Source organism: Shewanella sp. YQ_9 (genome assembly GCF_043103185.1).
GTDB lineage: Bacteria > Pseudomonadota > Gammaproteobacteria > Enterobacterales > Shewanellaceae > Shewanella > Shewanella algae.
Genome location: NZ_JBICJO010000063.1, coordinates 1 through 19,364, shown reverse-complemented (window position 1 = coordinate 19,364; position 19,364 = coordinate 1). Strand labels below are relative to the sequence as shown.

Below are 19,364 nucleotides of genomic sequence, written 5' to 3'. Positions count from 1 at the left end.
GCCAAACCACGCGCCGATTCCAGCAGCCAGCGGCTTTCAGGGCAGCCAGGTTAATCATAAAGATTCCCTCTTGACCTTAAACTTAACTTTAACCTTAGGATAGTCAGGGTAAGAGCAAGTCCCGGCTAAACTGACGCTAAAAGCCCTGCTCTGGATCAGGGGCCAGAGCCCAATAGACCATGACTTGTTCGCACTATCCTTAACCTCACAACAAAAGGTAAGCTGAGTCATGCAAACAATACTGGGTGCCAATGGGCAGATAGGCAGAGAGCTGGCCTTGAGTCTCAAACGCGACTTCACCGACACCATACGCTTGGTCAGCCGCAGACCACAGAAGGTCAATGACAGTGATGAGCTATTTCAAGCCGATCTCCGAGATCCTGAGCAAACACTCAAGGCGGTAGCAGGTTCAGAAATTGTCTATTTTACCGCGGGGTTACCTCTGGATACCCAGATTTGGCTTGAGCAATGGCCTGACATGATGCGGAATGTTATCAACGCCTGCAGTGCCCACGGCGCCAAGTTGGTGTATTTCGATAACACTTATATGTACCCGCAAACCTCAGTGCCTCAAAGTGAAGATACACCTTTTGTGCCCAACGGTCCCAAGGGGTTAGTCAGAGGCCAAATCACCCAGATGCTGCTGGATGCGATGCAACAGGGAAATGTAACAGCCATGATCTGCCGCGCGCCTGAATTTTATGGCCCGGGTAAAACCCAGAGCTTTACCAACACCACCGTAATAGACAGACTGATAGCGGCCAAAAGTGCCAAGGTGTTGCTGAATGACAAGGTTATGCGCAGCCTCATTTACACCCCGGATGCCAGCCGGGCGATGGCGCTGCTGGGTAATACCCCGGATGCCTATGGCCAAACCTGGCATCTTCCCTGCGACAATAACCGTTTGACCTACCGGGAGTTCATCTTTCTGGCGGCAAAGATTTTCGGCACTCCGGCCAAGTATAAAGTGCTCAAAAGCTGGCAGCTGTGGCTGGGCGCCAAGTTCAACCAAAAGCTCAAAGATACCGCCGAACTCTTGCCGCGTTATAAGGTGGATAATCTCTTTGTGTCCGATAAATTCAAGGCGCGCTTCCCGGACTTTCAAATCACCGGCTACGAACAGGGATTGCGTGAGATTTTCCAGGAGCGAAGCCACCGGGCGGCCAATCCTTAGCGGTCACTCAAGCAGCAACCGAATGCCTTGCCTCAGGGCCAGACACCAGCAATTGATTACAAGATCTTTTTGGAGCAGAACCATGACAGACACAGGTTCAAACAAGCAGGGAAACTGGATGATTTACGGTGCCTACGGTTACACGGGTGAACTTATCGCCCGGGAAGCCGCACATCGAGGACTGCGCCCAGTACTCGCCGGGCGCAACCGTGAAAAGACCCGGGCACTGGCCAAGGAGCTGCGGCTCGAGTCAGCTGTGTTCGACTTGGATGATATCCCACGCCATATAGGTGACATGAGCTTGGTACTCAACTGCGCCGGGCCTTTTTCGGCAACGGCTGGACCCATGATGCAAGCCTGCTTGGCTGCCAAGGTGCACTACTTGGATATTACAGGGGAAATTGCGGTGTTCGAGCTGGCGCAATCACTCAAGCAGCAAGCCCAAGACACCGGAATTGTTATCTGTCCGGGTGTCGGTTTCGACGTGATCCCCACAGACTGTCTCGCCGCAACCCTGAAAAGTGCTTTGCCCGATGCCAACCACTTATCACTCGGTTTTGACTCTCGCTCGGGCTTATCTCCCGGTACAGCCAAAACCTCGGTTGAAGGCCTGGCCCAGGGCGGCAAGGTACGTAAACAGGGTAAAATAATCTCTGTGCCGCTTGCCTATAAGGTGAGAAACATAGATTTCGGCGATGGTGAGAAACCGGCCATGACAATTCCCTGGGGCGATGTGGCAACTGCTTTCTACACCACAGGGATCCCCAACATAGAGGTCTTTATCCCAGGCTCGGCCAAGATGATAGCCAACACCAAACGGGCCAACTACATCAGACTCTTGTTGAAATTCCGCTGGCTGCAGAAACTGCTCAAGGCACATATAGGCAAGACGGTGACAGGGCCCGATGGAGCAGCAAGGGCAAAGTTGCCGACCTTTGTCTGGGGTGAAGTCAGTAATGCGCAAGGGGAGCGGCGCACCGCGCGGATAAAAACCGCCAATGGTTATAGTCTGACGGTTTTTGGCTCGCTGGCGGTTGTGGATTATCTGCTGCAGCATAATCATGATGGCGGCAGTTATACGCCATCACAACTCATGGGCGCCGACTTGATAACTCGATTACCGCACTCGGGTGAGCTGCAGCTGATTTAGGCTTTTAATTCAACCTACGCTTCTCAGCCAAAGATTTCCCGGCACACTGTGGCCGCCTGGCTTAAACCCCAGGCGCTGCGCCAGGACTTCGTCTCCCGGAAGCACCTCCAGCATCAGTGGCCGCTTAGGCGCTCCTAGAAGCGATAATCGCTCAATAACCGTCTCCAACAAAAAGCTGCCGAGTCCAAGATGGCGAAATTCGGGCAACACCAGAAAGTCCTGCAACAGATAGTGCTCCTGTTCCTGACTGGATTCAACTGCTGAGCCGCTGCGCACCAAAGCCAAGGCCACCAGTTGTCCCTCCTGCAGGTTTTCCCCACCGGATCTTTCCCTGATACATAAGGACAGCAGCGGCTTGGCAGGCAAACAACTGTCATCCAGTCCATGCACCGGCAGTCCTGCTCTGTCCCGGAGCAACAAGAGTTCGTGGGTTGCCAGACAATACTCCATCACTTCAAAGCGACTGGTCTGGTTGAGTACATGGCCCATAAATGCCTCCTTGCATAAATACTGATGGTCGGAACGCCAGGGTATCCCCAGCCAATACGCCAACATGGCAGAGTACTGTGGCAAGCAGATGACAGTTGCAACAACCTGGGTGACAAGATAGAGCTGAAAAAAGCCGGCATCCCAAACGACTTAAAGGCACACCAAGAGTCTGATTAATGGACAATCGACAAAGATCACATTTATTTATACTTTTTAGGTCTAGTAAAAATATTTTTAATTCCTACAAACGGTATCTGCTGCGTCATAAAAGAAGCTCTGCTGAAACCTACCCTGTGGCAGAGCAGATTTAACAAATAAATGACGCGGAAACATTTTTTTAACAGTATAATTTTATTGATAATTTCCTACGTCACCTCCCCTCACCGGCAACACTGCCATTATTACGGCAACCCAAGGGGCAACGCCAAAAACATGACACAACAAAAACAATAAAAACCAATAAAAATCATCAAGTTGACCAAGAACAATTTAGCTTTTACATTTGTTTTACCGTTCACTGTTCACCTCCGTCAGCAACAACTTTTCGGAGTGCAGAAAAGCAGCGATACGGCAAACATCAGGTTGGGAACACTCCCGAACCAAGGAAAGTTGTAAGCCATCAGGGAAAGAGCAAATAACTTAATAACAGGCTTTCAGAGGGCAAGACAATGATCATACTCGTTGGCGGTGAAAAGGGGGGCAGCGGCAAGAGCTGCCTGGCACAAAACATTGCCGTTTTTCTCACGGTGGAATGTGGCGCATCGGTGATCATGGTGGATTGCGACCCTCAGCGAACCACCTCTGATTGGATCCAGGCCCGCAACAACGACAGCAAGCTAGCCGGGATCAACTGTGTTCAACTCTATGGCAAAATCCGCAACGATCTGCTGAGCCTGGAGCAACACTACGATTATGTGATAGTCGATTGCGGCGGCCAGGACAACCTGGCGCTGCGTGCCACCATGTCAGTGGCCTCCCATGTACTCATGCCCCTCAGGCCCAAACGCCGCGATCTTAAAACAGTCAGCCATATGGACGACATAGTCGCTACCTGCATGATGATAAACCCCAAGATGCGCGCCTCTTTTGTCATCACCCAGTGCCCTAACCTGCCCAATCAGGTCAGCCGCATTCTCGAGGCCAAGGAAGTCTGCAAAACCTATGATATCAATGTGCTGGACGCCATTACCTACAGCCGTAACATCTATGATGACAGCGAAGAGTCTGGCCGCTCGGTAATTGAATTTGAGCCCAAGGGCAAGGCCGCCGCCGAGATCCGTGCCATCGCCTGCGAAATGCTGCAGGCACAGAATGCCACTGAGATCCGCAGCCGCCTGATGACCAACCAACTCAACAGCATGAGGACTCAGTATGGGACTGGCCGATCTGAAGAAAAACGTTACGCCATCTGAGGTCGATGCCCGTAAGCGTATGTTGGCCATGCAATCCCTGGATGAGTTTATCGACGGTGCCATCTATTACGCCATGGGGCAAACACAGCAATCGGCGGCAACTATGCCGGTTGAGCAGCGGTATTCCAATACAGCTTCCGCCAATCAGGAAGCCACTCAGCAAAAACTGATACCCAAACGCCGCCACGAACCTTTTCGCAAGGCAACTTTCACCCTGAGTGAAGCGGCCATCAGTCACCTGGCCGAAATGGCCAGCGACTGTGATATTGCCAAGTCACGCCTGATACGTTTGCTTATCAAGCATCATCACAGCCTGACACCGCAAGAGCGTCGCGAGTTGGAGCAGAAGTTTATGCCGGACTGATTCCTTTCCCTTGAAATGTGTGGACTGTTTGACACTCCCACCCTTTGCTGACAGCCGATAACAGGTTTCAACCTCTTTGCTGTCAGCTTTTTTTTGCTTGTTTTTCATGCGCCGAGCTTGAGTTATTCCCACTGAGCCCCCACAGATCTGATTAGACTCTTTAGCCATGGAGCCGGATCATGCTGGCCATTCTGATCACCCTTGCCGCCGGCGCCAGCGCCATAGGTTGGATCCTCAGCCAATCCTGGCGGGATCGCAGACGCAGAGACAAGATACGCGCCAAGCCCTTCCCCAAGGAATGGCGCACTATCCTGAAAAAACGTATGCCCTATTTCCGTTCCCTGCCCAGTGACCTGCAACTGCAGCTCAAGAAACACATCCAGGTGTTTCTGGCGGAAAAGCAGTTTGTCGGTTGCGACGGGTTGGAGATAGATGATGAAATCCGCCTGACCATAGCCGCGCAGGCCTGTCTCTTGTTACTCAATCGCCAAACCGACTATTACCCTAACCTGAGACAAATTCTGGTGTACCCATCGGCCTTTATTGTTCGCCAGCAGCAGCGGGATGCCAATGGCCTGGAATGGCACAGCCAAAGGTTATTGGCGGGAGAATCCTGGGGTCAGGGAAAGGTCGTCCTTTCCTGGCAAAATACCCTGGATGACGCCGCCGATCCGGCAGACGGCCGGAATGTCGTGATCCATGAATTTGCCCATCAACTGGATCAGGAAGCAGGCGATGCCAATGGCGCTCCCAGACTCGGCGAGTTCAACGCCTACCCTGTGTGGTCGCAGGTGCTTGGCCGAGAGTTTGCCAAACTGCAAGCTCAGGCCGCCAGTGGTGAGCCCAGCCTATTCAGTTACTACGGCGCCACTAATCCGGCCGAGTTCTTTGCCGTAATAAGCGAGGTGTTCTTCGAACAGCCGCAGCAGATGAGAGCCGATTATCCGGCACTCTACCAGGAACTGAGCCGCTTTTATCGTCTCGATCCCCTGAGTTGGCACTAGGCCAGCTTTCAACTGGATAACGGCATACCTGCAAACAGAAAACCCATTTGGCTCACATCTTGTGCCCAATTGGGTTAAGCTGGGGCCAACAATAAGAATTTATAAGAGGAAACATTATGTTGCACCTTAAGCCTCTGTTGCTGAGTACAGCGCTGCTGCTACCGATTTACGGCCATTCAGTCTTGGCAAGTAGCCTGGAAGCCGGTAATCAAAACAGCCAGGAGCAAAGCGGCCAACTCGATGCTAGCCAAGCTCAGGCCGCTTCGGTATTGGATAAGCTGCACCAAAGTGCTGCCAATGCCGACTGGGACAGCTACTTTAGCCTCTTCAGCCCCGATGCGGGGTTTATCGGTACAGATGCCAGTGAATACTGGAATATGGTTGAATTTGAGCAGTATGCCCGTGCCACCAAGGGCTGGACTTACCAAAGTTCCTCGCGCCGCCTGGTACAGCACGGCGATGTGATAGTGTTCGATGAACTGCTGGACAGCCAGTCCTATGGGCTTGGACGGGGCACAGGCACGCTTGTCAAAACCGAACAAGGCTGGCAAATACTGCAATACAGCCTGAGTTTCCCCATTCCCAACGCCCTGGCGCCCAGAATTACCGATCAGATAAAGCTGTATCGCAAAAAGCAGAAATCAGTGCCTGAAGGCAACTGAGAAACAGATGTTGGCCAACTGCACGAAGTGGCCAAAACTGTCAAAATCTTCAGGATGAATGTCCCGTCCCGAACTGGCCTTGTCGGCGTAATAGACACCTATTACCTTATTGTCCACTTTCAGCGGTGCCAGCATAAAACCACTGGCGGGGACTTTTCTCGCCAGCTGTTCACCCAGTACGGCTTTGTCGGCCCCCTCGCCCTGCCAGGCCAGTTTCTGATTTTCAATACAATCCCTCAGCAAGGTGCCACGCCCTTCCAGCTCGAGAATAAAGTCGTTTTTCATCTCCTCGGCGCCGTCCCCAAGCGCGATTCTCGGCTGCAACATGCGCCTGCTCGGTGACAGCAAGAGCACGGCGCAGCGGTCAAGACCAATACCCTCGAGTATTCCCTCCAATGCCGTGGTCACTACCTTATTGAAATCAGTCTTCTCGACGGCAAAGCCGGTCAGCTCTCTGAGTTTTTTCAGCTGGAACGCAAGATTTGCCTCGCGCACTACAACCTCAGCCACCCTCTCCTGGGGCAGCAGCAGATCTGTGTCCGGCAGATACTCGATAAGCACCTTGGCGCCATAGGCTTCGGCTAACTTGACGGTAGCGTTGGAGCAGCGAAGGACCCGGCCACGAAACTCATCTGTATCCAGCTTGAGCATATCGGCGGCTTGTTTAAGGCGCCGCTCCAGCTCCTCGGGTTTGAGTGCGGTGCCGGCCAGCGCTTCGCTGAGTTTATTGGCCAGAAAAATACTGCGAATTTCCGGCGTGCGTTCATCGGGATTGCTGAGCGACTTGCACAAGAGTTCACCCAGGCCCCAACTGCGGGCCAGCCCCTGGCTGAGCTGATTGAATGAAGCCCCGAGCGCCTCACGCACCAGATTGAGCCTGTTTACGGCATCACTCTCGGCGCTGAGGGCAGAATCCAGCTCCTCGGCCAGTTCGGCTCCCGTGCTCCAAAAGGCACTCTCACCCAAGTGATAGAGCAGCGCGGCAATAAACGCCTCCTCCTGCAACTCCTCATCGTAGCCATCGAGCATCATCTTGGCCAACATGGCGGCCTGAAACGCCTGAGCCATCAGCTTAAGCAACCTTTGATAAACCGAGGGCGCCAGATTTTTGCTTTCCAGCAAACTGGAGAGGAGTTTGGCGGTAATGCAGATATTGCGGATGGTGTCGAACCCCAGTACCACGGCAGCGCGGCTGACCGTTGTAACAGGGCTTATTCCCTTGTTATAGATGGCGCTGTTGGCCACCCGCAAAATACGGGAAGTGAGCGCATTGTCGTGCATTATGCTGCGCCCCAGAATCGCCATGGAGGAGACATCGTCCTTGGCGAGTTTTTCCAATGTCCTTATTGTTGAGCAAAGTGCGGGCATTTCCTGATCACTGATCCTGCGGGTCCAGTAATCCACCCCCTTGTTGGCTGATTTCAAATACGACTCAACTCTTTCAGGTATTGGCCCAGTGGTGGGCTTGAGAATGGAACTCTTGTTATGAATAAAGCACAAACCTCAAAGAAATAACACAATTACAACAAAAAAAGGCGACTCAATGAGTCGCCAAAACACAAGCAACAAGGCTCAAATGACTGGGAAGTCACAAATTACCCCCGAAAATGGCGTAGGTTCATTTCCGAGGAAGTGGCGCCCGAGAGGACGCCAACACTTGGGATTAAAACTGCTCTTCTTCGGTCGAACCACTCAGAGCCGTGACAGAGGACTGGCCGCCCTGGATAACATTGGTCACCTGATCAAAGTAGCCTGTACCCACTTCCTGCTGATGCGCCACAAAGGTGTATCCCTTCTGCGCGGCAGCGAATTCGGCTTCCTGAACCTTCTCAACATAGTGCTTCATGCCTTCGCCGCGGGCATAGTCGTAGGCGAGATCGAACATGTTGTACCACATGTTGTGAATACCGGCCAAAGTGATAAACTGGTACTTGTAGCCCATGTTGGCAAGCTCCTGTTGGAACTTGGCAATGGTGGCGTCATCCAGGTTCTTCTTCCAGTTGAACGAAGGTGAACAGTTGTAGGCCAACAGTTGATCCGGATACTGGGCATGGATGGCTTCGGCAAAGCGGCGCGCCTCTTCCAGATCCGGCTTGGCGGTTTCACACCAGATAAGGTCGGCATAAGGTGCGTAGGCAAGCCCGCGGGAAATGGCCTGATCCAAACCGGCCTTCACCCGGTAGAAACCTTCCTGGGTACGCTCTCCGGTGATGAAGTCGCGATCATAGGGGTCGCAATCCGAGGTCAGCAGATCCGCGGCGTTGGCATCGGTACGGGCAATCACCAGAGTATCCACTCCGGATACGTCGGCTGCCAGACGGGCCGCCACCAGCTTCTGTACCGCTTCCTGAGTCGGCACCAAAACCTTGCCGCCCATGTGACCACACTTTTTCACCGAGGCCAGTTGATCTTCGAAGTGCACCCCGGCGGCGCCGGCATCTATCATGGACTTCATCAACTCATAGGCGTTCAGCACGCCACCGAATCCGGCTTCAGCATCGGCCACAATCGGCAGGAAGTAATCGACATAACCCTCATCTTCCGGGTTTTTGCCCTGATTCCACTGGATCTGATCGGCGCGGCGGAAAGAGTTATTGATCCGTCCCACCACGGCAGGCACTGAGTTGGCCGGATAGAGTGACTGATCCGGATACATGGTGCCCGCCAGGTTGGCATCGGCCGCCACCTGCCAGCCTGAAAGGTAGATGGCCTCGATACCCGCCTTGGCCTGCTGCACGGCCTGACCGCCGGTCAAAGCACCGAGAGAGTTAACATAGCCCTTCTTCGCGCCGCCGTTAACCAGTTCCCACAACTTGGCTGCGCCACGTTTAGCGATGGTGTTTTCAGGAACCACTGAACCGCGCAATGCTACAACTTCTTCTGCGGTAAATGGACGGCGAACGCCCTGCCAACGTGGATTTTCAGCCCAATCCTTTTTCAAAGCTTCTATCTGCGCCTGACGTGAATTCTGTGTTGCCTTGGTCATTTTGACTCTCCTTCGTAGGGTAATTTGGCAGCCACCCAGCCCCCGCGGGCAGCAGCCGTTAATGGTTATGGGGTTATCGGGTAAGCAGCTCGTAGCCCGGCAAGGTCAGGAAGGTCACCAGCTCATCGGCTGTAGTGATCTCTTCCAATAAGCTTGCTGCCTGCTTGAATTGTCCGTTATCGAAACGCTCGCTGCCGAGCTCTTCACGCACATTGGCCAACTCTTCTTTCAACATGGCGCTGAACAGTGCCTTGGTCACTGGCTTGCCGTTGGAAAGCTTTTGCCCGTGCTGGATCCATTGCCAGATAGAGGCGCGGCTGATTTCCGCTGTGGCTGCGTCTTCCATCAAGCCATAGATGGGTACACAACCATTGCCGCCAATCCAGGCTTCTATGTACTGCAGCGCAATACGAATATTGAGTCGCATCCCCTCTTCGGTGCGCTCACCATCACAGGGTTTGAGCAGCTCGGTCGCCAGGATGGGTGCGTCCACGTCGCGGGTGATATGCAGCTGGTTGGCGTGCTCTTCACCTATATATTCGTTGAAAATCCCCATGGCAGTATCGGCCAGGCCAGGGTGTGCCACCCAGGTACCGTCGTGGCCGTTTCGGGCCTCAAGCTCTTTGTCCTTGCGAACCCGCTCCAGCACCTGGGCATTGGTTTGCGGATCCTTGGCGGGAATAAAGGCCGCCATGCCGCCCATTGCCAGAGCGCCGCGCTTGTGGCAGGTCTTGATCAACAGGCGTGAATAGGCGCTGAGAAATGGCTTATCCATGGTCACTTGCTGGCGGTCCGGCAAAATACGATCGGGATGCTTCTTCAAGGTTTTGATATAGCTGAAAATGTAATCCCAGCGGCCACAATTGAGCGCCACTATGTTGGAGCGCAGCTCATAGAGGATCTCCTCCATCTCAAACACGGCCGGCAGAGTTTCAATCAGACAGGTGCACTTGATGGTGCCGCTCTGCAGGCAGAAACGCTCTTCGGCGAAGGCAAACACCTTGGCCCACCAGCGCGCCTCAAGATGGCTCTCGAGCTTGGGAATATAGAAGTAAGGTCCGCTACCCTTGGCTAGCAGTTGGCGATAGTTATGGTAGAAGTACAAAGCAAAGTCGAATAAGCAGCCGGGAATGGGCTTACCGTTGAATTCTACATGCGCCTCCGGCAGGTGCAGCCCCCGCACCCTGGCAATCAATACCGCGGGGTTGGCCTGCAATTGATAGTGTTTGCCGGTTTCCGGCGCGGTGAAATCAATTTCACCGCGGACGGCGTCACGCAGGTTGATTTGGCCCTCGACCACCTTCTGCCAGCTGGGTGCCAGCGAATCTTCGAAGTCGGCCATAAAGACTTTTACATTGGCGTTGAGCGCATTGATGATCATCTTGCGATCCACAGGCCCGGTGATCTCGACCCGTCTATCTTTAAGATCCGCCGGTATACCGCGAATTTGCCAATCACCATCTCGAATGGCTCGGGTTTGCGGTAAAAAGTCCGGCAACTCGCCGCCGTCTATCCGCTGCTGACGTTGCTCACGCTTTTCCAGCAAGCTGGTCACTTCCGGAGCAAACTCCCGACACAGAGCCTCGAGGAAGTTGAGCGCACCTTCAGTAAAAAGGCTCTGCTGCTGTGGTATTTCGGCCCCCTTAATACTGAGCCCTTGCTGTGCGACTGTCTCTGCTATCATGCTGCTGTCTCCCTGGATGGCAGATAAGGCTGCCAAACCCTGCAAATGTTCGTTTCGTACTAAAACCTATCGATAAACATTTGTATTTGCAACAGTCGACATGTCGAAAAAAACGTCAAAACATAGGCTTTAACTTGACTCAAAATTGGTATGACCAAGCCAAAAGCAAAAGCGCAATTGATTGTTTTTAGAATAAAAAATATTAAACCATAAAGACTCATGCTGCAGGTTATAGAAAAATGTCAGACAACTTGACCACACAAACGACAAAGTAATTTATTACGTAATTAAATAACAAGAAGGAAAAATTAATTTCCACAAAATATCATTAAAACTTAGGTCTAATCCGCGAATATCCGTTTCGAACTCTCGTCAGGGTCAACTTCAAATAACCAACAAAAATAAATAGTTAACAATAATGCAACCGTGATGGATATTAAACGAGCGTTTAATTCTAACCTTTACGTAAAGGTTAGAATTAAATGTGATCGAGATCCGTTTTTCACGACTTGCGTATAGTGATCAACACAGGCCAACTCTTTGGTCAGCAGCAATAAAAAAACGATTTTTTTTAAATTTTTTTCAAAAACTTGCCTATTTTGCTCCCGAAACAGGATCCAAGTGACTTAGTCAAAAAATATCCATTCGGTTGACACAGTTTGAAACTTTTGTTGCAAGACAAATAAAAACCATTATCATTCGCACCCTACTTTAGAGGGGGATGATCTCAAATGCAGCAATCCGCAATATCTCTGGCGGTGACGGCTTGCCTGTCGCTGACCATGGCACAGGCCGCACAGGCAAACCAAGCGACTCAGTCACAACAGGTATCACAGGATGTGGAACGCATTACCGTTTATGGCAAACAAAACAAGGTGGTAATGAATTCAGGGCTGGCGACAAAATCAGATATGTCGCTGATGGAAACCCCGGCGGCTTTGGTGGTGATAGATAAAGAGCTGTTTGCCGCCCAGGGGGCCGACTCTCTGCAGGATCTGGTGCGTAACATCAGTGGTGTTACCCAAGCCGGCAACAACTACGGCATAGGTGATAACCTGGTGATCCGTGGCCTGGACGCCAACTACACTTATGACGGCATGTACGGCGGCGCAGGACTCGGCAACACTTTTAATCCCACTCGCTCCATGACCAATGTGGAAGCGGTTGAGGTGCTCAAAGGCCCGGCGACCGGGCTCTATGGTATGGGCAGCGCCGGCGGGATCATCAACCTTATTGAAAAGAAACCTCAATTTCAGGACAGCACAGAAGTCAGCGCCGAAGTGGGCTCCTGGAACAGTTACAGCCTGGGGCTCGACTCAACCGGAGGCTTGAGCGACACCCTGGCCTATCGCCTGGTGGCCAAACATGCCCGTAGCGATGGCTATCGTGATATCGGCAGCGACAGAGATGAAGTCTATGCCTCGTTGAAAATTCTGCCTTCAAACTCTCAAGATCTGGTGCTGTCGGCCGCTTGGATTAAAGACTCTATGCAAGTAGACTCTGTAGGCCACCCGATACGTATCTACAACGCCGCCTCTACCGGCGGCCTGAGCGGCGCACAAGTCAGCTGGCAAGATTTGGTTAACGACCCCAATGGCGCCGGCATTCAACTGACTGAGGCGCAGCGGCAACAACTGGCCGACTCTCTGGTGGCGAGCGATGGAATCGAACCCTTCGACATAGGCGATACCAGCCTGGCCTCTCCCATCAGCAGGCCCAATGAAGGCGAAGAGTGGCGCTTCAAGCTGAACCACAACATTGCCCTCAGTGACAATCTGCAGCTCAATCAGCAGTTACAATATAGAGACTACCAGTCCGGGTTCATCCGCCAAACTGGCGCCTATAACTATGTGTACTGGAAACGCAAGGTCAAATCCGTAGACGTGATCAATGCCGATCCCCGCGCGCCACTGGTGATTGATGATGTCCTGTATCCTTATGCCGCCAGAAGACAGGAATACCGCAAGGTAGATGCCCACGAGAAATCCTGGCAGTACTTTGCCGATATGCGCTACAACTTCAGCCTGGCAGGCATAGACAGTGAGCTGTTGCTGAATGCCAATCTGGAAGACAGAGATATCGCCTACAAGAGCTGGGCACTGTACGACAAAGATGGCGGCGGTGAACTGCCTTATATTCTGGATATCCGCAATCCCAACTGGGGTGACAAAGCCTTTGAGGACTACAACCCGGATCTCAAGGACAACTACAACAAACAAGTCCGCGCCTGGGGTCTGGGCATGCAGTATGTGGGTTACCTGAGTGAAACCTTTACTGCCAGGGTGGGTGTAGCGTTCAATGAGATTGAGCAGAAGTACAGTCATCTGGGCACCCCTAAAAAAGATCCGACCCCGGAGCAGGACACCAAAGATCACGGCATTACCTACAACCTGGGGTTAACTTATATGCCGACGGATAATCTGTCCTTCTTCGTCAATCATGCCAAAGGACGCACGGCCTACAGCGTGCTCGGTGCCGTAACGGGTGCTGAGAGCGGCGGCGCGGCGGACAGGAAGGATTCTGAATCCCTGAGCTATGATCTCGGTATGCGCTTCAAGGGCTTTGACGATCAGCTGCTCGGCTCCTTGGTCCTGTTCCAGAGCGAGCGCACTAACCTGCGCTACGGTAACCCGGAATACAATGACAAAGAAGGTGCTCCTGACTACAACATCTCAGTGCCCGAGTTCTTTTACGATGGCAAGGACAAGACCACAGGTGCCGAGCTGGATCTCAACGCTCACCTCAATGAAGAATGGTTGATAAACCTCAATGGTCTGTATCAGGATGCACGCAACAAGAATGACCCCAACTCCAGCAGCTATAACAGCCGCCAGAAAGGGGTTCCTCAGGTCAGTGCCAGTGCCTGGGTCACTTACAGCCATCAGTGGCAGGCGCTGCCGCAACCCTTGTCCGTCAGCTTTGGGGTTCGCTATGTCGACGAGCGCAGCACCAACTCGGATTCCTTCGGGATCCCGGATGGCAAAGTGCCCGCCTACACAGTTTGGGACTCGGCCATTGCCTACAAGGCCGATGACTGGAGTGTGCAGCTGAACCTCAATAACCTGTTCAACACCCGCTACTACGACAAGGCGATGTTCCTTGGCGGCATGCCGGGGGCCGAACGCAACGCCAAGTTGAGTGTCAGCTACCGCTTCTAAACCGCAAAAGCGCGCCAATCGGCGCGCTTTTTGTCTCAGGGCAGAACCCTTACAGGCCCTTGTCTTTATCCGCCCGCATCAATGACTCCAGCTCCGCCCTGCCCTTGTTGGACAAACGAATAAGCGCCTTGAGATCGTCCTTATGTTTGGCCCCGGCCTCGACCTGCGCCTTATCATGCTCGGCAAATATCTTCACCCGCTCATTGGCCTGTACCTGACTCAGACCCAGCGTATGCAGCACACTCTCACTGGCACTGAGCGCCGAACCAAAGGTTTCCCGAAATACCGAAGTCACCCCCAGGCTCATCAAACGATAGGCATGGTTACGGTCACGGGCCCTGGCGACTACGGCCACATGGGGGAAGTGAGTCTTCACCTGAGTCACTATTTGCAGTGAGTCTTCCACATTATTAACCGCCACCAGGATCACCCGCGCCTTGGGCAAACCGGCCGAAAACAGCATATCGAGTCGCTTGGCATCACCAAAGTACACCTCACCACCAAACTGGCGCACCACATCCACGTGGCGGGCGTCTTTATCCAGCGCCACAAACGGGATCCCGGAGGATGCCAAAATACGACCGGTTATCTGCCCCATGCGACCAAAACCGGCGATCACCACTTCACTGTCAGCCGCTTCTATCACATCCGGCAGACGGCTGGTTTCGGCCGGTTTACCGAGCTGCTTGAACAACTTAAGCAGATAAGGGGTTATCGCCATCGACAAGCCTATAGCCAACACTAACATCTGGCTGATTTTTTCAGACAAGATCCCCGACAGCTGCGCCTGGGAAAGCAGGACAAAAGCAAATTCACCGCCTTCTGCCAGGATCAAACCCAGCACCATGGCACTGCGCCAGGTATGGTGCCTAAGCTTTCCAAGCAACATCAGCACCAGAGTCTTGACCGCCAACATGCCAAAGAGGATCCCCAGCAACGCCAAAGGCTCCTTCAGCAGCAAGCCAAGATCCATGGTCATGCCCACGGCCATAAAGAACAGCCCCAGCAGCAAGCCCTTGAAGGGTTCTATATCGGTTTCAAGCTGATGGCGGTACCCAGAGTTGGCCAACATGATACCGGCCAAAAATGCCCCCATACCGGCCGACAGCCCGAGCCAGGCCATCAACGCCGCACTGCCCATCACGAGTAACAGCGAAAATGCCGTCAGCACTTCACGGACACCACTGGCCGCCACCAGCTGCAATACCTTGGGAAGCAGGTACTTACCTACCAGCAAAAAGCCCAAGAGAGCCACACAGGTCCAATACCAGGGCACGGCATGATGAGCCGGATCGGCGCCGCTCGGCGACAGGTAAGCAATCAGCAGCATCATGGGGATCACCGCCAGGTCCTGCATCAGCAATACCCCAAAGGCATCACGCCCCACTGGAGTGGTAAGCAGCCGTTGTTCATTCATCAACTGCACCGCAAATGCGGTAGAAGACAATGACAGCGCCGCGCCGATAATCACCGCCGCTTCGATGGAAAGTCCGACACCGAATGCCAAGGCGCTGACAGCGGCCCAGGACAGCAGCAACTGACCACTACCGAGGCCAAATATGGCACTGCGAAGCTCCCAGAGTTTGCCCGGGGTTAACTCCAGCCCCATCACAAACAGCATGAGGATCACCCCAAGTTCGGCAAAATGAAGCACGGCGGCAGGCTCAGACACCACGGCAATGCCACCCGGCCCAAGCAAGACACCGGCAGCGAGGTAAGAAAGAATGGGGCCGATACCAAAGCGTTTGCCCAGTGGGACCAAAACCACGGCAGCGAGCAGAAACATGAGCACTGAGGTAAAGATGCCGGCCTGTTCCATCAAGACTCCTTAACAAATGGCGATAGAGGGCTGTTGTTTGTCACTCTTATATTCCGGGATGCACTTTGCCACTAAGACCAAGTTCAGCCCTAACATTGCATGGATAATCGAAACGGCCCAAACCAGCTTTTGCTCAGGCCTATCACGGGAGTTTCAGTATAGCCAGCTTTATAGACCTTGATAACCGAAATTTTGAGCAGATATAAAAATAAGTCTTTTAAATACAAATGGTTTTCAATGCTGCAGCAGGCTTATTGCAAGCCGGTAAAGCAATTTCAAATTTCTTGTCAGTCTGTCAATGGTGCGTTTGGCTAAACCAGGAAGAATCCGCCGCCCCCCGTTAACTTATTCTATTTGTTGGGTGTTAATTTGAGCCAAGACAACAATTTGGCAACAGAGAGACGAACCAAGTCACTTTTATGTTGTCGAAGCCTCAAGCGCCGAGTCAATAGCCCTTGTCAGCACGGGCTGGGCTTGGGTATTATGGCCGACAGTTTTTCATGAAGTAGCACATTCAATGTCAATTAAAAAGCAAAGTCTTACCCTGCTGAGCGTCAGTGCGCTCACCCTCTCACTCAGTGCCTGCAGTGTCTTTGACTGGCTGGTGTACAAGCCTGATATTCCACAGGGCAACTATATGGAGCCTCAGCAGGTGGAAAAGCTGCGCATCGACATGACCAAGGAACAGGTGGAATTTGTGCTTGGGCGTCCTGTGCTGCGTGACAGCTTCAAGGATGATACCTGGTACTATGTTTACCATTACAAGAGTGGTCGTGATGCCAGTATTACCCATAAGGAACTGATCCTGCATTTTACCGGTGATCAATTGGTCAAAGTCACAGGGGATTATGAACTGAGTAATGAATTCAATACCCCGCTGGAGCAAAGCAGCCTGCCAATGGCCAACAGCCCAGAGCTGACGCCACAGATCCCGCAGCAACGCGGTGATGAAAAGCCTCTGGTTGAAGAGCAAGATCCCGCCAAGATGAATAAGCACGAGCAGGACGGTAAGTAATTCCGAATTTCAAGCTTGCACAGACAAAGACATTAAAAAAGCGCCAACAGGCGCTTTTTTAATGTCTTGCTTTTACTCAAGTCACTCAGCTGATTTTGGCGCCGGTCACTTTATTGATCCGCCCTTCCTCGGCTGCTTTTTCAGCGCGCTTGCGGCGCACCTCTTTGGGGTCGGCAATCAAGGGGCGATAGATTTCGATTCTCTGCCCGGGCTCAACTTCTTCATCGTGTTTGACCTGGCGACTGAAGGTGCCGAGTTTCACCGTTTCCAAATCAATCTCTGGGAAAAAGGCCTGGATGTTACTCTGACGCACAGCCTCAATAAAACTGGTACCCGGCGTCACGGAAACACTGATCACCTTCTGTTGTGTCGGTAATGCATAAATGACATCGACACTGAATTTTTCCTGTTCACTTGCCACTGTATACTTCCTTCGCCCGTTGAGTAAAAGCCGTCACCATAGAGGTAACCAACTCTTTGAACACCTTGCCGAATGCCATACCAACCAAGGAGCTGGAGAACTCAAAATTCAACTCAAACTCCACCTTACAGGCGTCCTCGGCCAATTCGGTAAAATACCAATGACCAGTCAAATGCTTGAAAGGACCATTCTCCAGTTGCAGCTCGATACTCTTGCCTTCCACCACCTGATTACGGGTGGTAAAGGTTTTGCTGATCCCGGCCTTACTGATATCCACCGACGCCAGCATGGTTTTGCCATCAAACTCCAGCACCTTACCGCCAACGCAACCGGGAAGAAACTCTTTATAAGACTCGACATCATTGACTAGCTGGTACATCTGCATCGCACTGTAACGCACCAGAACACTGCGGGAAATCTGTGGCATCCGTTGGTTGATACTCTTGGCTGATCAAAAACAGACCCGGATTTTAGCACGCCGGCCGAAAAACGCATCCTTTGTTCCACCGCAATGGGAGCGGCCACCATAAGCGCTCAAAAAGCCAGCAACAAAACCCTAAGCTACTGCCCACAACTCAAAATATTCTTCCAGGCCAATTCCAAATTGGTGGCTGCTGCGTATAATAGCCAGCCTATGGCTAAGAAGAATGCAAAAAAATCCGCAAACGCTCCGGCAACCATTGCCCGGAACAAGCGTGCGACCTTTGAATATCGCTTCGATGAAAAATTCGAGGCCGGTCTGTCCCTGATGGGATGGGAGGTCAAATCCATCCGCGCCGGCAAGGTGAATCTGTCGGAAAGCTTTGTCATGCTGAAAAATGGCGAAGCCTTCCTGCACAACTGTAATATCACCCCACTCAGCGCGGCGTCGACTCATGTGGTCTGCGACCCGACCCGCATGCGTAAACTGCTGCTCAATCGCCGTGAGCTGGACCGTCTGGCCGGCTTGGTTGAAAGACAAGGTTACGCCATAGTACCTATCTCCATGTACTGGCGCAAAGGTGCCTGGGTCAAGGTTGAGATAGGCTTGGGTAAAGGTAAGAAAGCCCACGATAAACGCGATGATATTAAACAACGTGACTGGGCTATCGAGAAAGCCCGGGTCATGAAAAGCAAGTAACTGATATTTTGCCGTTATTTCGCACGCAAATTGTGCGGATAACCAGCAAGTGATTGTCCTTTGTCAATTAAAGCCTTGGTAAGCCGGCGGTAAAGGGGTTACAATCAAAACATCACGGGGGCGATTCTGGATTCGACGGGATTCGCGAAACTCCGGGAGCATGCCGAGGGGCGGTTGGCCTCGTAAAAAGCCGCACAGTTATAGTTGCAAACGACGATAACTACGCTCTAGCAGCCTAAGGCCGCTAGCCATCTACCACAGGTCTCGCACATGGGCAGTGGATTTGATGGTCACCTTACATAGTGCTAGCGAGGGAACCTTGTCTGGGGGTGAACCGCGAAACAGTACCAGGCTCACCGTTTGGAATCCTGTCTTTCGGAGTTCAACCGGTTAAACAAAAGAGAGACTAAGCATGTAGCGCCTTGAGCGTAGGTTTTTCGGACGCGGGTTCAAGTCCCGCCGCCTCCACCAATTCAAAGTAAAAAGACGTCTTCGGACGTCTTTTTTATTGCCTAAAAAACAACAAAATCAACAGATTGCGTACCAAAACGTATCAAATAGTCTCACTGAATCTCACAGCTTTAGTATTCCAAACGGTATTCCAAGGTGATTTGACTTACTCTTGGAATACCATGATTATAAATTATCCAACTTGAGGCTATCGGGGGTAAATATGGCCACCAGCACAACGCGTCTCACCAACACCCAAATCAAGAATCAAAAGCCAGGCCCTAAGGACATTGTCTTATCTGATGGTGGAGGGTTACAACTACGAGTCAGAACTAACGGCTCTAAGCTTTGGAACTTCAACTATTATCATCCCATCACCAAAAAGCGGGTTAATATAGGTATTGGTCCCTACCCTGAAATTGGTCTAGCGAAAGCGCGCGAGTTAGTTTTGGAATA

At 52.3% G+C, this 19,364-nt stretch carries 17 protein-coding genes and 1 other RNA gene; 11 read left to right on the top strand and 7 right to left on the bottom strand.

All coding sequences use genetic code 11. From position 1 onward, the window contains the following. Positions 1–229: 229 nt before the first annotated feature. The gene (locus tag ACF8D4_RS17225) at positions 230–1,174 is read left to right on the top strand and encodes an NAD-dependent epimerase/dehydratase family protein (protein WP_345845215.1); all 945 of its coding nucleotides are present in this window, start codon (positions 230–232) and stop codon (positions 1,172–1,174) included. A gap of 82 nt (positions 1,175–1,256) precedes the next feature. Then, positions 1,257–2,324 (top strand): saccharopine dehydrogenase family protein, encoded by a 1,068-nt coding sequence (locus tag ACF8D4_RS17220; RefSeq protein ID WP_392465973.1) that lies wholly within the window; start codon positions 1,257–1,259, stop codon positions 2,322–2,324. A 9-nt stretch (positions 2,325–2,333) separates the two neighbouring features. Here ACF8D4_RS17220 and ACF8D4_RS17215 read toward each other — a convergent pair whose 3' ends face one another. Continuing rightward, a complete protein-coding gene (locus ACF8D4_RS17215; RefSeq protein ID WP_186299515.1) occupies positions 2,334–2,813 on the bottom strand; it encodes a GNAT family N-acetyltransferase in 480 nt (159 codons plus the stop codon). 668 nt (positions 2,814–3,481) lie between these two features. Between ACF8D4_RS17215 and ACF8D4_RS17210 the strand changes: the two genes are divergently transcribed. From ACF8D4_RS17210 to ACF8D4_RS17195, 4 genes are all read left to right on the top strand, one after another. Further along, on the top strand, positions 3,482–4,225 hold the full coding sequence (locus ACF8D4_RS17210; protein WP_208190252.1) for an AAA family ATPase: 744 nt from the start codon (positions 3,482–3,484) through the stop codon (positions 4,223–4,225). Continuing rightward, positions 4,185–4,589 (top strand): CopG family transcriptional regulator, encoded by a 405-nt coding sequence (locus ACF8D4_RS17205; RefSeq protein ID WP_096141378.1) that lies wholly within the window; start codon positions 4,185–4,187, stop codon positions 4,587–4,589. The genes ACF8D4_RS17210 and ACF8D4_RS17205 overlap by 41 nt, the downstream gene beginning before the upstream one ends. Positions 4,590–4,768: 179 nt before the next feature. Beyond that, positions 4,769–5,593, top strand: a complete 825-nt coding sequence (locus tag ACF8D4_RS17200; protein WP_025009748.1) for a zinc-dependent peptidase — start codon at positions 4,769–4,771, stop codon at positions 5,591–5,593. A gap of 116 nt (positions 5,594–5,709) precedes the next feature. Further along, positions 5,710–6,255 (top strand): nuclear transport factor 2 family protein, encoded by a 546-nt coding sequence (locus tag ACF8D4_RS17195; RefSeq protein ID WP_144133775.1) that lies wholly within the window; start codon positions 5,710–5,712, stop codon positions 6,253–6,255. On the opposite strand, the gene ACF8D4_RS17190 is transcribed toward ACF8D4_RS17195, so the two are convergent. The 3 genes from ACF8D4_RS17190 to aceB form a co-directional block, all read right to left on the bottom strand. Further along, positions 6,235–7,623 (bottom strand): HDOD domain-containing protein, encoded by a 1,389-nt coding sequence (locus tag ACF8D4_RS17190; protein ID WP_221058659.1) that lies wholly within the window; start codon positions 7,621–7,623, stop codon positions 6,235–6,237. The two genes, ACF8D4_RS17195 and ACF8D4_RS17190, sit on opposite strands and share 21 nt — an antisense overlap. A 295-nt stretch (positions 7,624–7,918) precedes the next feature. Next, positions 7,919–9,241 (bottom strand): isocitrate lyase, encoded by a 1,323-nt coding sequence (gene aceA, locus ACF8D4_RS17185; RefSeq protein WP_028779181.1) that lies wholly within the window; start codon positions 9,239–9,241, stop codon positions 7,919–7,921. 73 nt (positions 9,242–9,314) lie between these two features. Continuing rightward, positions 9,315–10,925 (bottom strand): malate synthase A, encoded by a 1,611-nt coding sequence (gene aceB, locus ACF8D4_RS17180; protein WP_345855554.1) that lies wholly within the window; start codon positions 10,923–10,925, stop codon positions 9,315–9,317. A 731-nt stretch (positions 10,926–11,656) separates the two neighbouring features. Here aceB and ACF8D4_RS17175 point away from each other — a divergent pair. After that, entirely contained in the window at positions 11,657–14,083 is a 2,427-nt protein-coding gene (locus ACF8D4_RS17175; protein WP_345855553.1) for a TonB-dependent receptor, read from the top strand. 49 nt (positions 14,084–14,132) lie between these two features. On the opposite strand, the gene ACF8D4_RS17170 is transcribed toward ACF8D4_RS17175, so the two are convergent. Next, positions 14,133–15,902 (bottom strand): monovalent cation:proton antiporter-2 (CPA2) family protein, encoded by a 1,770-nt coding sequence (locus ACF8D4_RS17170; protein WP_044734152.1) that lies wholly within the window; start codon positions 15,900–15,902, stop codon positions 14,133–14,135. A 517-nt stretch (positions 15,903–16,419) separates the two neighbouring features. On the opposite strand from ACF8D4_RS17170, the gene ACF8D4_RS17165 reads away from it, so the two are divergent. Beyond that, positions 16,420–16,917 (top strand): outer membrane protein assembly factor BamE, encoded by a 498-nt coding sequence (locus ACF8D4_RS17165; protein WP_345885998.1) that lies wholly within the window; start codon positions 16,420–16,422, stop codon positions 16,915–16,917. A gap of 85 nt (positions 16,918–17,002) precedes the next feature. Here ACF8D4_RS17165 and ACF8D4_RS17160 read toward each other — a convergent pair whose 3' ends face one another. Both ACF8D4_RS17160 and ACF8D4_RS17155 read right to left on the bottom strand, forming a co-directional pair. Further along, positions 17,003–17,338 (bottom strand): RnfH family protein, encoded by a 336-nt coding sequence (locus ACF8D4_RS17160; RefSeq protein WP_025009745.1) that lies wholly within the window; start codon positions 17,336–17,338, stop codon positions 17,003–17,005. Then, positions 17,328–17,765 carry an SRPBCC family protein gene (locus tag ACF8D4_RS17155; protein ID WP_025009744.1) on the bottom strand — a complete coding sequence of 146 codons (438 nt, stop codon included), beginning with the start codon at positions 17,763–17,765 and terminating at the stop codon, positions 17,328–17,330. The genes ACF8D4_RS17160 and ACF8D4_RS17155 overlap by 11 nt, the downstream gene beginning before the upstream one ends. Before the next feature lie 207 nt (positions 17,766–17,972). Between ACF8D4_RS17155 and smpB the strand changes: the two genes are divergently transcribed. The 3 genes from smpB to ACF8D4_RS17140 all read left to right on the top strand — a co-directional run. Continuing rightward, positions 17,973–18,458 (top strand): SsrA-binding protein SmpB, encoded by a 486-nt coding sequence (smpB, locus tag ACF8D4_RS17150; protein WP_025009743.1) that lies wholly within the window; start codon positions 17,973–17,975, stop codon positions 18,456–18,458. A 116-nt stretch (positions 18,459–18,574) separates the two neighbouring features. Then, positions 18,575–18,929: a transfer-messenger RNA gene (ssrA, locus tag ACF8D4_RS17145) on the top strand. A 202-nt stretch (positions 18,930–19,131) separates the two neighbouring features. Further along, positions 19,132–19,364: integrase arm-type DNA-binding domain-containing protein (locus ACF8D4_RS17140; RefSeq protein ID WP_392465965.1), on the top strand; the 233-nt coding region annotated here is incomplete at its 3' end.